This is a genomic window from Hypericibacter sp., from assembly GCF_050729195.1.
GTDB lineage: Bacteria > Pseudomonadota > Alphaproteobacteria > Dongiales > Dongiaceae > Hypericibacter.
Genome location: NZ_JBOHKS010000061.1, coordinates 1 through 12,689, shown reverse-complemented (window position 1 = coordinate 12,689; position 12,689 = coordinate 1). Strand labels below are relative to the sequence as shown.

Genomic DNA, 12,689 nt, shown 5'->3' with positions numbered 1-12,689 from the left:
GTCATGCCCGGGCTCGACCCGGGCATCCAGTCTTTGCGGCCCCTGGATCGCCGGATCAAGTCCGGCGATGACAGAACCGCGGAATGGCAGAGGACAGGCGAGAGGGGGTGGCGTGAGGCTGCAAGAATGACGCATCCAATCCTGCCGCCCGACCGGATCTTCTCGATCCCTGCGGGCGTGCCCTTCCTCGATGCGCTCGCGCGCCGTCTTCTGATCGAGACTCATGACGATCCGCTGGCGCTCGGGCGCTATCGCGTCCTGCTGCCGACACGCCGTGCTTGCCGCGCGCTGCAGGAGACCTTCCTGCGCCTGCGCGAAGGCCGGCCGCTGCTGCTGCCGCAGCTGACGCCGCTCGGCGATATCGACGAGGAGGAGCTGGCGCTCGCGGCCGAGGCGGAGGAGCCGGGCGCGGCGCTCGACCTGCCGCCGGCGCTGCCGTCCTTGATGCGCCAATTGATGCTGGCGCGCCTCGTTTCGCGCGCGGCCGCGGCACGCAGCGAATCGATGTCGGCCGATCGCGCCGCGTCGCTGGCGGGCGAGCTGGCGCGGCTGGTCGACCAGGTCGCGACCGAGCGGCTCTCCTTCGAGCGGCTGGCGGAGATCGTGCCGGGCGAGCTGGCGCGGCATTGGCAGCTCACGGTCGAGTTCCTCGAGATCGTCACCAGGTTTTGGCCGAAGATCGAGAAACAGGCCGGTGCCGTGGGCGCGGCTGAACGGCGCAACCTTCTGCTCGAACGCCAGGCGGAGCTCTGGCTCAAATCGCCGCCGCAGGATCCGGTGATCGCGGCGGGTTCGACGGGCTCGATCCCGGCCACCGCCGATCTGATCGCGGCGGTCGCGCAATTGCCGCAAGGGCGCGTGGTGCTGCCGGGATTGGCCGCCGGCGGCAATGCGGAATTCTGGCAGAAGGTCGAGGCCGATCCGAGCCATCCGCAGCATGGGCTCCGGCTGCTGCTGCAACGTCTCGATGTCGCGCCGACTTCGGTTCTGCCCTGGCCGGACGCGCCAGCCCATCCCGCGGTCGCGCGTCGTCAGGCCTTCCTGACCGAGGCGCTGGCGCCAGCCGACCTCACCCATCTCTGGAGCCGCCCCAATCGCGATGCGGCCGCCGACCGGATCGCGCTCAAGGGCGAAGGTCATGAGATCAGTTTGACGCGGCTCGATTGCCCGGGCCTGAGCGAGGAGGCGCTCACCATCGCGCTCCTGATGCGCGACGCGATCGAGAAGAAGGGCCAGCGCGCGGCGCTGGTGACACCGGATCGTTCGCTGGCACGGCGCGTCGCTTCCGAGCTCAAGCGCTGGTCGATCGAGATCGACGATTCCGCCGGCACCGATCTCGGCCAGACGCCGCCCGGCAGTTTCCTGCGGCTGGTGGCAGGGCTGCCGCTCGACGGCGTGGCGCCGGTGCCGCTGCTGTCCTTGTTGAAACACCCCCTGGCGGCGGGCGGCGAGGCAACGGCCGGATTTCGGGCGAAGCTGCGGGCACTCGAACGCGCCGCGTTACGGGGACCGCGGCCGGCGCCAGGCTTTGCCGGGTTGCAGGCGGCGCTGGCGCCGGCGATCGAGCGCTATCCCGAGCTGGCGATTCTTTCCTCCTGGCTCGACCGCATCGCCGACGCCGCAGCGCCCTATCTCGACCTCGCGGATTCCAAGCGTGTGCCGCTGGAAGAATTGATTCGCGCTCACCTGACCGTGGCCGAAGCGCTCGTCGCCAGCGACAGCGAGACCGGTGCCTCGCGGCTGTGGCGCGGCGATGCGGGCGAAGCGGCGGCGAGCTTCTTCACCGAGTTCCTGGCGGCCTCCAAGGAGCATGAGCCGATCGCGGCGCCGGAATATCCGGCCCTGCTCGACGCGCTCATGGCCGCACAACGCGTGCGGCCGCGCTATGGCCGCCATCCGCGGCTCTTCGTCTGGGGCCCGCTCGAGGCGCGGCTGCAGCAGGTCGATCTGATGATCCTGGGCGGGCTCAATGAAGGCACCTGGCCGGTGACACCCTCGCCCGATCCCTGGATGAGCCGGCCGATGCGCGAGGCCTTCGGCCTGCCGCCGGCGGAACGGCGGATCGGACTCTCGGCCCATGATTTCCAGCAGGCCTGCGGCGCGGCGCGCGTGGTGCTGACGCGCGCGCGCAAAGTGGATGGAGCGCCCAGTGTGCCCTCGCGCTGGCTGACGCGCATCGACGCGCTGATGAAGGCCGCGGGCCAGGATCCGGCGCTGCTCCAGGCGCCGCAATGGCTCGCCTGGGCTGCCGCCTGGGATCGTCCCGAGGGTCCGCCGCAGCCGATCGCACGGCCTTCGCCACGGCCGCCCGTGGAGGTCCGGCCGCACCAGCTCTCGGTCACGGAGATCGAGACCTGGAAGCGCGATCCTTACGCGATCTATGCGCGCCATATCCTGAGGCTCCGGCCGATGGAGCCGATCGACGCGGCGGCGGAAGCGGCCGAGCGCGGCACCATCATCCATCGGGCGCTCGACGCCTTCATCCGCGCCTATCCGGACCGCCTGCCCGCAAATGCCCATGACGCGCTGATGCGGTTCGGTCGCGAGGCCTTCGGCGGCTGGCTCGACCGCCCTGCCGTCTGGGCCTTCTGGTGGCCGCGCTTCGAACGCATCGCCGGCTGGTTCCTCGAGCAGCGCGCCGAGGAGCTGCCGGCGATCCTGCAATCGCTCACCGAGCTCCGCGGCAAGATCGAGATCGATGCCGGCGGTTTCGCCTTCACGCTCACCGCCAAGGCCGACCGGATCGATCGCCTGCGCGACGGCAGCACCGCCATCATCGACTACAAGACCGGCGCGCTGCCCTCGGCCAAGATGGTGAAGCAGGGCTACGCGCCGCAATTGCCGCTGGAGGCGGCGATGGCGGCGCTGGGCGGCTTTCCCGATCTGGGCCAAACGGTCGTGACGCGGCTCGATTATTGGCGTCTCTCGGGCGGCGACCCGCCCGGCCATATCGAGGGTGCGGGCGGCAGGGATGCCGACGCGGTCGCTCTGGCCGAGGATGCGCTGGCGGGTTTGATGCGTCTCGTCGTCACCTTCGCCAATGAAGCGACGCCCTATGATTCCGAGCCCCACCCGGCCTATGCGCCGCATTACAGCGATTACGGCCATCTCGCACGCATCGCCGAATGGTCGGCTGCCGGAGGCGAGGAATGAGCCGCGCCGACACGACCCCGCAGGATCCGATCGGGCTCGCGAGCGAGGCGCAGGCACGCGCCGCCGATCCGCGCCACTCGGCCTGGGTCAGCGCGTCGGCCGGCAGCGGCAAGACCAAGCTGCTGGTGGACCGGCTGCTGCGGCTCCTGCTCGATGGCGTGCCGCCGACCAAGATCCTCTGTCTGACTTATACGCGCGCCGCCGCGGCCGAGATGCGCAACCGCATCGACGCGACGCTCGCGAGTTGGGCCGCATCGAACCCCGAGGCTCTGCGCAAGGCGCTCACCGAGCTGACGCCGCAAGTCGCCACGACCGAGCTGCAGGACAAGGCGAAGCAGCTCTTCGCCAAGCTGCTCGACGCGCCGGGTGGCATGCGGATCGAGACGATCCATGCCTTCTGCCAGTCGCTCCTGGCGCGCTTCCCGGTCGAGGCCGGCATCGCGCCCCATTTCACCGTGCTCGAGGAGCGCGACGCGGAAGCCCTGCGCGCGGCCTTGCGCGAAGAGGTGCTGTCGGACGCGAGGGTTGGCCGCGATCCCGCCCTGGCGCGGGCGCTCGCTGCCGTCACCGAGCGGGTCGGCAGCGAAGCCGAGTTCGACGAGCTCCTGCAGAAGCTGATGATCGAGCGCCGCCGGCTGGAGGCCCTGGCCGCCGGCACGGGCGGGCTGGGGGCCGCGGTCAAGCGGCTGCGTCAGCGCCTGCGATTGAAGCCCGACGACACGATCACCTCGCTCATGGTTGCAGCGATGGCCGAAAGCGCCTTCGATCGCGCCGGCCTCACGCGTGCGGTCGAGGCGCTGAGCCAGGGTGGCAAGACCGACAAGGGCCATGCGCCGATCCTGGCCGATTGGCTGGCGGGCGACGAAGCGGCGCGGCTGGCGGGCTTCGATCTCTATCGCGGCGTCTTCTTCACCAGCAATGGTTCGCCGCGCGCGAAACTGGTCAGCAAAGGCGGCGAAGACGCGGTGCCGGGTGCGGCGGAAGCGCTGATGGCCGAGCAGGATCGCGTGGTGCAGCTGACAGAGCGGCTCAACGCCGCCGAGATCGCGACCGCGACCGAGGCGCTGCTGACCCTGGGGCGGGCGGTGCTGCTGGGCTATGCGCAGCGCAAGCGCGACATGGCGGCGCTCGATTATGACGATCTCATCGTGTTGACGCGCGATCTGCTGCGCCGCCCGGGCCTGGCGCCCTGGGTCCTCTACAAGCTCGATGGCGGCATCGACCATATCCTGATCGACGAGGCGCAGGATACGAGCCCCGAGCAATGGGACATCGTCGCTTCGATCGCCGACGAGTTCTTCGCCAATTGGCAGACGCGCGAGAAGCCGCGCACGCTCTTCGCCGTCGGCGATGCCAAGCAATCGATCTACAGCTTTCAGCGCGCCGATCCCGAAGGCTTCCGGCGCATGCGCGAGCATTTCCGCGCCAAGCTGAGGGAGGTCGGCGAGCCGCTGCTCGAAGAACCCTTGCATGTGTCTTTCCGCTCGGTGCCGACCGTGCTGGAGGCGATCGACACGGTCTTCGCCGATGCACAGGCTGCGGCCGGCGTCGCACCGCCGGGCGAGACGGTTGCGCATATCTCGGCGAGGCCCGGGCAAGGCGGCCGCGTCGAGCTCTGGCCGATCGCGGTCGAGATCAAGGGCGAGGAGCCGGAAGCTTGGAGCCTCCCGGTGGTGGTGGACGATGTCGATCTGCCGCGTGCGCGTCTCGCGCGCACCCTGGCGGCGCGCATCGCCGAGATGATCGGCCATGACGAGCTGCCCTCGCGCGGCCGCAAGGTGCGGGCGGGCGACATCCTGGTGCTGGTCAGGCGCCGCAACGCCTTCGTCGAAGAGCTGGTGCGCGAGCTCAAAGACAAGAATGTCGAGGTCGCCGGCATCGACCGCCTCAAGCTCGACGAGCATATCGCCGTCATGGACCTGATGGCGCTGGGCCACTTCCTGCTGATGCCGGAAGACGATCTGACCTTGGCGACGGTGCTGAAGAGCCCGCTGGTCGGGCTCGACGAGGAGGCGCTGTTCGATCTGGCGCATGATCGCGGGACACAGACGCTCTGGCGCAGCCTGACCGAGCGCGCGGGCCTGCGGCCGGATTTCACCGCGGCCCATGCGCTCCTGGCCGATCTCCTCGCCCATGTCGATTTCCTGCCGCCCTTCGAGCTCTTTGCCGAGATCCTCGGCGCGCGGGGCGGACGCAGGCGCATGCTGGCGCGGCTGGGGCCGGATGCAGCCGATCCGATCGAGGAATTCCTGCGCCTGGCGCTCGATCACGGCCGCAGCCATCCGCCTTCGCTGCAAGGCTTCCTCGCCTGGCTCGAGGCGGGCTCGATCGAGGTCAAGCGCGACCTGGACCAGGAGACCAACGAGCCGGGGGCCGCGGGCCAGGTGCGCATCATGACGGTGCATGGCGCCAAGGGCCTCGAGGCGCCGATCGTGATCCTGCCCGACACGGCGCAGGTGCCCAAACAGACCGAGCGTATTCTCTGGGCAGGCGAGGGCGAGACCGCCCTGCCGCTCTGGGTGCGGCGCAAGGGGTTCGACGAGGAGCTGGCGACGGCGGCGCGCGCGCATCGCGACGCGGCGCAGGCCGATGAATATCGTCGGCTGCTCTATGTCGGCCTGACGCGCGCCGCCGATCGGCTCTATCTCTGCGGCTGGGATTCGCGCAAGAGCGGCCAACCCTTGAGCTGGTATGAGCATCTGGTGGCGACTTTGGCGGACAAGGGCGAGGCGCTGGGCTTCGCGCCCGCCGAAGCGCGGCCCGAGGGCTGGCAGGGTCCGAGCCGCGCCATCGCCGCCGCCTCGACCGCAGCACCCGACAAGGCGAAGGTGCAAGGGACGCTCGTTCTCTTGCCGCCGCCGCCGCCCGACTCGCTGCGCCAGCCGGTGGCGCGCGAGCCCGAGCCCTGGCGGCCCGTGGCGCCGTCCCGGCCCGCGATCGCCGAGCCGGGCCTGCTCTCGCCACTGCGCCAGGGCGATGCGCAGGCGACGCGCTTCGGACGCGGCCTGCTGATCCATCGCCTGCTGCAAAGCCTGCCGGAGATTCCGCCGTCGCGCCGCAAGGCGGCAGCGCAGCAGCTGTTGAAGCGCTCCCTCTATGGGCTGGATCCGGCGGCGCGCGACGAGATCCTGACGCACGTGCTCGATCTCCTGGCGCGGCCCGATCTGGCGCCGATCTGGTCGCCGAGCGCGCGCGCCGAACAGCCGATCGCCGGCGAGGTCGTCGGCCGACATGGGAACAGCCTCGCGATCGCCGGTCAGATCGATCGCTTCGCCGTCGATGCGAACGGCGTCTGGATCGTCGATTTCAAGACCAACCGGCCGCCGGCTTCGAGTCTCGACCAGGTGCCGGTCGCCTATCTGCGCCAGATGGCGGCTTACCGCGCCCTGCTCGCCGGCATTTACCCCGGCTTGCCAATCGCTTGCCACCTGCTCTGGACAGAGACCCCGTTGTTGATGCGGTTACCGGACGAACTTCTGGACGCGCATCTGCCATGAGCCCAGAGCAAGGTCGAATCAGCTTGAATCAAGCTGATTCGTGAATCTTGCTCTGATTCAAATGACTAGAGAGACTGATTCACGTCTCAAGTCGATTCGACTTGAGACGATCAGGCTCTCCGCTGCCAACGCGCGGCTTGACGCTGAACGGGCCGGTTCCTAAGTTTTGCGTCGAGTCTGAAGTCCGGGTGGCTTAATCTTTCCCCATAAGGCCGCCCAACCCGTTAGGGAGTGTTTATGACCACAACCAAGGTTTCCGACGCGAGCTTCGACAGCGACGTGCTCAAGGCGCCCGGCCCCGTGCTGGTGGATTTCTGGGCGGAGTGGTGCGGTCCTTGCAAGATGATCGCGCCGGCGCTCGAGGAGATTGCGACCAGCATGAACGGTCGCGTCACCATCGCGAAGATCAACATCGACGAAAATCCGAATACGCCGCGCAAATATGGCGTGCGCGGAATTCCGACGCTGATGCTGTTCAAGGATGGCCAGGTGGCCGCCACCAAGATCGGCGCCCTGCCCAAGAACAAGCTCTCCGAGTGGGTCGAATCGGTCATCTGACCGACCGAAGATTCGCCGGACTCCTCCGAGAGGATCGAATGACGGGGCTGCTCTCCCGGCCGGGAGAGCGGCCCCGATCGTTTTTGGCGCCTTCGATTCGCATCGGCCCGCTTTGCGACGATCGAAGGCTCCCAGGAAATCCTTTTCATCGCGCCGACCGCTCCGCTTTCTGATCGGCCAGTCATGAAAGGGAGCGGGTTGCTGCGACCAATTGTCCGCCGACACCGATTCCATGACGTGGCTTCGCGCATCGCACCCCTAGGATCGAAATCCGATCCAACGCCGCCGGCATTTTGCCGGGCGGGTTCGAGATCGAATCAGGCGCTGGCCTGACAGGGAGAGTGACGATGTCGGCGGGTCGAAATTTTCTGTTCATTCCCGGTCCCACCAATATGCCCGAGACGGTTCGCCGTGCGATGGGCGGTGCCCAGGAAGATCAGCGAGCTCCCGACGTGCCGGATTTCACCCTGCCGCTCTTCGCCGATCTGAAGACGGTGTTCCAGATGAAGACCGGCCATGTGCTGGTGTTCGCCGGCACCGGCACCGGCGGCTGGGAAGCGGCCATCACCAACACGCTCTCGCCCGGCGACGGCGTGCTCGCCTCGCGCTTCGGGCTCTTCAGCCAGCTCTGGGCCGAGCTCTGCCAGCGTCACGGCCTTGCTGTCGATGCGATCGACGTCGAATGGGGCGAGGGCGTGCCGGTCGCAATCTATGCCGAACGGCTCAAGGCCGACCGCGCCCACAAGATCAAGGCGGTGCTGGTGACGCATAACGAGACCGCGACCGGCGTCGCCTCCGACGTGGCCGCGGTGCGCCGCGCGCTCGACGAAGCGAAGCATCCGGCCCTTCTCTTCGTCGACGGCGTCTCCTCGATCGCGTCGATCGATTTCCGCATGGAGGAATGGGGTGTCGATATCGCCGTCGCCGGCTCGCAGAAGGGCTTCATGATGCCGACGGGCCTGGCCATCGTCGCCGTCAGCGACAAGGCGCTCGCCGCCATGGCCACGGCCAAGCTGCCGCGCAGCTATTTCTCCTTCGACGACATGCTGCGCATGAACAAGAACGGCTATTTCCCCTACACGCCGCCGATGACCCTGCTGCGCGGCTTGCGCGCCTCGGTCGATCTGCTGCTGGGCGAGGGGCTCCCGAATGTGTTCGCACGCCATCACCGCATGGCGGAAGCTGTGCGCCGCGCGGTCGCCGCCTGGGGCCTGTCGCTCGTCGCCAAGGCGCCGCAATGGCATTCCGACACGGTCAGCACGATCTGGACGCCGCCGGGCATCGACGGCGCCGAGCTCGTGCGTCACGCCTATCGCCGCTACAACCTTTCGCTCGGCGTCGGGCTGGCGCGGCTTGCCGGGAAAGTGTTCCGCATCGGCCATCTGGGCGAGCTCAACGAGCTGATGGTGCTGGCGGCGCTGTCGGGTGCCGAGATGACGATGCGCGACCTGGGTGCGACCCTGGCGCCGGGCTCCGGCGTCGCGGCGGCCGAGGAGCATTTCCGGGCGACCGCACCCAAGACGAACTGATCAGCTCCCGAGGCCGAAGGCGGCGGGGTAGGTGACCTTGCCGTTTTCGCCCCGGAGCGCGCCCGGTTCCAGCTCCAGCGCCATGAAGGCCTCGCCGGAAAAGGGACCGGCGAGGTTGCGCGCCCGCTCGGGCGAGAAGCCGAAGCGCGGATAGAAATCGGGATGGCCCAGCACGATCACGGCGCTGGCGCCAAGGGTCGGCAGAAGTTTGAGGCCTTCGCGTACCATCAGCGATCCGATCCCACGGCGCTGACGGTCGGGATGCACGGCCATGGGCGCCAGCGCCACCGCCGCGACGTCGCGGCTGTCGATCCGGGTGGGGAGCCAGCTGAAGAGGATATGGCCGACGATCCGGTCCTGCTCTTCGGCCACCAGCGAGAGCGCGATCAGCTTCGCCTGGCGCAGCCGGGCGACGATCTGCCATTCGCCGGGGCCGCCGAAGGCGAGCCGGTTGAGCGCATTGATGGCAACGATGTCGCTTGGGGCTTCGCTGCGGATCAGGATCGCGGGTGCCCGCTCAACCATTCTTCGCCAGGACTTCGCCGGCGAGATAGAGCGAACCGCAGATGAGAAGGCGTGCCGGCGTCGGATCGGCGGCGACGATCGCGCGCGCGGCGGCATCGGCCGAGGGCGCGCTGCGAACCTGCGTAGCACCCGCGCGCCTGGCGGCATCGACCAGGGCCTCGACATCGAGCGCCTGGTGATTGCCGCCGACAGCGACCGCGGTCACGTCCTGGATATGCGGCAACAGCGGCTTCAGGAATCCGACCGGATCGTGGGTCGAGAGCATGCCGAAGACGAGACGGATCGGCAGATCGGGGCGCTCCCGCCGCCAGCCCGCGGCATGGACGCCGAGCGCCTGCCCGCCGGATTCGTTATGGCCGCCATCGAGCCAGGCTTCCCAGCCCGGCGGCAGCGCGTCGACCACGGGTCCGCGCTGCAGGCGTTGCAGCCGCGCCGGCCATTCGACGCTGCGCAAGCCCTTGGCGATGGCGCTGTCGGGAATCGCGAAGCCGTCGAGCAGAGGCAGGGTCGCAAGCGCCAGCCCGGCATTCTCGATCTGATGCAGGCCGGGGAGTGCGGGCAGCGGCCAGCGGGTCTCGCCGCGCTTGTCGCGGAAGACGAGCGCGTCGCCCTCGCGCCGGGCACTCCATTCGCGCCCGAACCGATGGAGTGGGGCGCCGAGTTCGGCGCCGCGCGCGTCGAAGACGGCTTCCGCCTCGGCCGGCTGCGGCCCGATCGCCACGGGACGTCCGCGCTTCATGATGCCGGCCTTGGTCGCGGCGATCTCGGCCAGCGTATGGCCCAGATGCTGCATGTGATCCATCGAGATCGGGGTCAGGCAGCAGGCGAGCGGGCGCTCGATCACGTTGGTCGCGTCGAACTCGCCGCCGAGCCCGACCTCGAGCAGCACGATGTCGGCCTGATGCCGGGTGAAGGCGAGGAACGCCGCCACCGTGGTGATCTCGAAGAAGGTGATCTGCTCCTCGCCATTGGCGCGCTCGCATTCCTCGAGCAGCGCCAGCAGCTCGGTCTCCTCGATCAATTTGCCGGCGAGGCGGATGCGCTCATGGAAGCGCACCAGATGCGGCGAGGTATAGGCATGGACGCGATAGCCCGTGGCCTCGAGGATCGCGCGCAGGTAAGCGACGGTCGAGCCCTTGCCGTTGGTGCCGGCGACATGCACCACCGGCGGCAGCCGGCGCTCCGGATTGCCGACGCGATCCAGCAGCCGCTGCACGCGATCCAGCACCAGATCGATCAGCTTCGGATGCAGCTTGGTCAGCCGCTCGAGAACGAGATCGCTGCCGAGGGGGGCGGTCATGATGCGGGCTCGATCGATTTTGAGAAGCAAGAAAGAGCGAGCCCTAAATCAGATCTCTTCCCCCCTTGAGGGGGAAGGTGAGGAAGGGGGGTGGCAAACGCTCCGGACTTAGCAAGTCGGTGCTGCTCTTCCAAACCAACGGAACGCTGCAAGAGCGTCCAAGGAATGGAGACCGCGGTACCCCCCTCCCTAACCCTCCCCCTCAAGGGGGGAGGGGATAGTAATAAATGGGAGTGCGCAGACACGTTCAAATCGCGCCGTAGGGGACCGGGCTCGTGTTCTGGAGGCGGCGCTGGCCCAGCAGGCGCAGGATGCGGATGAGGGTGTCGCGCAGCTCGATGCGCGGCGAGACCAGATCGACCATGCCGTGGTCGAGCAGATATTCGGCGCGCTGGAAACCCTCGGGCAGTTTCTCGCGGATCGTTTCCTCGATCACGCGGGCGCCGGCAAAACCGATGACGGCGCCCGGCTCGGCGATCTGGATGTCGCCCAGCATGGCGAAGGAGGCGCTGACGCCCCCCGTCGTGGGATCGGTCAGCAGCACGATATAGGGCAGTCCCGCTTCCTTCACCTCGTCGACGGCGATGATGCTGCGCGGCATCTGCATCAGCGAGATGATGCCTTCCTGCATGCGCGCCCCCCCCGAGGCCGGGATCACGATCAGGGGCGCGCGCTTCTCGACGGCGAGGCGTGCGGCCGCGATCAGCCCGTCGCCCACGGCCTTGCCCATCGAGCCCGCCATGAACTCGAAATTGAAGGCGGCGATCACGGTCGCCTGGCCGCCCATGGTGCCATGGGCCACCACGATCGCATCCTGCTCACCGGTCTTGGCCTGCGTCTCCTTGAGACGGTCCACATAGCGCTTGCGGTCGCGGAATTTGAGCGGATCGGCATCGCCCTTGGGCAGATCGATGCGCTCGAACTTGCCCTCGTCGAACAAGAGCTCGAGCCGCCGGCGCCAGGAAAGGCGCAAGTGGTGGCCGCAATGGGTGCAGACGCGAAGATTCGCTTCGAGATCGCGATGGAAGATCATCTGCGAGCAGGCGGGGCATTTCTCCCAGAGATTGTCCGGCACGTCGGTCTTGCGGACCAGCGCCTGGATCTTGGGACGCACGAAATTGGTGAGCCAGCTCATGGATGACCTCGCAAAAGGGTCGCCCCCATATTCAACGCTTGCGTGCCGCGCCGCGCACGCCTTGCGCCAGCTGCGCCACGAAACCCAGCAGCTCCTTGACCAGACCGGGCTTGGCCTTGCCCTGACCGTCGAGGCCCGCGACGATCTTGTCCACGATCGCCGAGCCTACGACCGCCGCATCGGCGATGCCGGCGACGGTGGCCGCTTGTTCCGGCGTGCGGATGCCGAATCCCACGGCGACCGGGAGATCGGTGTGGCGCTTGAGGCGCCCGACCGCGGCCGCGATCTCGGAATCGGCCGCCGAGCGGGTGCCGGTGATGCCCATGATCGAGACGTAATAGACGAAGCCGCTGGTGTTCGCGAGCACGGCCGGCAGGCGCTGATCGTCGGTCGTGGGCGTGGCGAGGCGGATGAAATTGACGCCCGCGGCGAGCGCCGGCAGGCAGAGCTCGCCATCCTCTTCCGGCGGCAGATCGACGACGATGAGCCCGTCCACGCCCGCCGTCTTCGCATCGACGAGGAAGCGATCGACGCCGTAGCGATAGATCGGGTTGTAGTAACCCATCAGCACGATGGGCGTGTCCTTGTCGGCCGCGCGGAAGGCGGTCACCAGCGCCAGCGTCTTCTTCAAGGTCATGCCGGCCTTGAGGGCCCGCAGGGACGAGGCCTGGACCGCCGGGCCGTCGGCCATCGGATCGCTGAAGGGCATGCCGATCTCGATCAGATCGGCGCCGGCCTCGGGCAGGCCTTTGACGATGGCCAGCGCCGTGTCGTAGTCCGGGTCGCCCGCGGTCACGAAGGTGACGAGGCCGCCGCGGCCTTGGGCTTTGAGCGCGTCGAAGCGCCGGCGGATGCGGCCGGAATCGGTGCCGCGAACGGCGGCGGCAGCGGGCTTGGCGCCGGCGGTCACGGCGGCGCTCACAGCGTCACCCTCAGCGCGTCGGCGACGGTGAAGATGTCCTTGTCGCCGCGGCCGCACATATTCATCACCA

General features: G+C 68.4%; 8 protein-coding genes. 4 read left to right on the top strand and 4 right to left on the bottom strand.

What is annotated here, in order from left to right; all coding sequences use genetic code 11:
- Positions 1-126: 126 nt before the first annotated feature.
- The 4 genes from addB to ACREE8_RS04740 all read left to right on the top strand — a co-directional run bounded on the left by addB (position 127) and on the right by ACREE8_RS04740 (position 8,737).
- The gene (gene addB, locus ACREE8_RS04755) at positions 127-3,153 is read left to right on the top strand and encodes a double-strand break repair protein AddB (RefSeq protein ID WP_431571830.1); all 3,027 of its coding nucleotides are present in this window, start codon (positions 127-129) and stop codon (positions 3,151-3,153) included.
- Positions 3,150-6,650, top strand: coding sequence for a double-strand break repair helicase AddA (addA, locus tag ACREE8_RS04750; RefSeq protein WP_431571829.1), 3,501 nt, complete (start codon positions 3,150-3,152; stop codon positions 6,648-6,650). Before addB ends, addA begins: the two co-directional genes overlap by 4 nt.
- A gap of 237 nt (positions 6,651-6,887) precedes the next feature.
- Positions 6,888-7,208, top strand: coding sequence for a thioredoxin TrxA (gene trxA / locus ACREE8_RS04745; RefSeq protein ID WP_431571828.1), 321 nt, complete (start codon positions 6,888-6,890; stop codon positions 7,206-7,208).
- Positions 7,209-7,555: 347 nt separating this feature from the next.
- On the top strand, positions 7,556-8,737 hold the full coding sequence (locus ACREE8_RS04740) for an aminotransferase class V-fold PLP-dependent enzyme (protein WP_431571827.1): 1,182 nt from the start codon (positions 7,556-7,558) through the stop codon (positions 8,735-8,737).
- Here ACREE8_RS04740 and ACREE8_RS04735 read toward each other — a convergent pair whose 3' ends face one another.
- The 4 genes from ACREE8_RS04735 to trpA all read right to left on the bottom strand — a co-directional run bounded on the left by ACREE8_RS04735 (position 8,738) and on the right by trpA (position 12,607).
- Entirely contained in the window at positions 8,738-9,262 is a 525-nt protein-coding gene (locus ACREE8_RS04735) for a GNAT family N-acetyltransferase (protein WP_431571826.1), read from the bottom strand.
- Positions 9,255-10,562, bottom strand: coding sequence for a bifunctional folylpolyglutamate synthase/dihydrofolate synthase (locus tag ACREE8_RS04730; RefSeq protein ID WP_431571825.1), 1,308 nt, complete (start codon positions 10,560-10,562; stop codon positions 9,255-9,257). Before ACREE8_RS04730 ends, ACREE8_RS04735 begins: the two co-directional genes overlap by 8 nt.
- 247 nt (positions 10,563-10,809) lie before the next feature.
- Positions 10,810-11,697 carry an acetyl-CoA carboxylase, carboxyltransferase subunit beta gene (gene accD / locus ACREE8_RS04725; protein ID WP_431571824.1) on the bottom strand — a complete coding sequence of 296 codons (888 nt, stop codon included), beginning with the start codon at positions 11,695-11,697 and terminating at the stop codon, positions 10,810-10,812.
- A gap of 31 nt (positions 11,698-11,728) precedes the next feature.
- Positions 11,729-12,607 (bottom strand): tryptophan synthase subunit alpha, encoded by an 879-nt coding sequence (trpA, locus tag ACREE8_RS04720; RefSeq protein ID WP_431571855.1) that lies wholly within the window; start codon positions 12,605-12,607, stop codon positions 11,729-11,731.
- Positions 12,608-12,689: the final 82 nt, after the last annotated feature.

Excerpts from the sequence above, each read along its gene's own strand:
- addB (WP_431571830.1), top strand. The coding sequence starts at position 127 with ATGACGCATCCAATCCTGCCGCCCGACCGGATCTTCTCGATCCCTGCG.
- addA (WP_431571829.1), top strand. The coding sequence starts at position 3,150 with ATGAGCCGCGCCGACACGACCCCGCAGGATCCGATCGGGCTCGCGAGC.
- trxA (WP_431571828.1), top strand. The coding sequence starts at position 6,888 with ATGACCACAACCAAGGTTTCCGACGCGAGCTTCGACAGCGACGTGCTC.
- ACREE8_RS04740 (WP_431571827.1), top strand. The coding sequence starts at position 7,556 with ATGTCGGCGGGTCGAAATTTTCTGTTCATTCCCGGTCCCACCAATATG.
- ACREE8_RS04735 (WP_431571826.1), bottom strand. The coding sequence starts at position 9,262 with ATGGTTGAGCGGGCACCCGCGATCCTGATCCGCAGCGAAGCCCCAAGC.
- ACREE8_RS04730 (WP_431571825.1), bottom strand. The coding sequence starts at position 10,562 with ATGACCGCCCCCCTCGGCAGCGATCTCGTTCTCGAGCGGCTGACCAAG.
- accD (WP_431571824.1), bottom strand. The coding sequence starts at position 11,697 with ATGAGCTGGCTCACCAATTTCGTGCGTCCCAAGATCCAGGCGCTGGTC.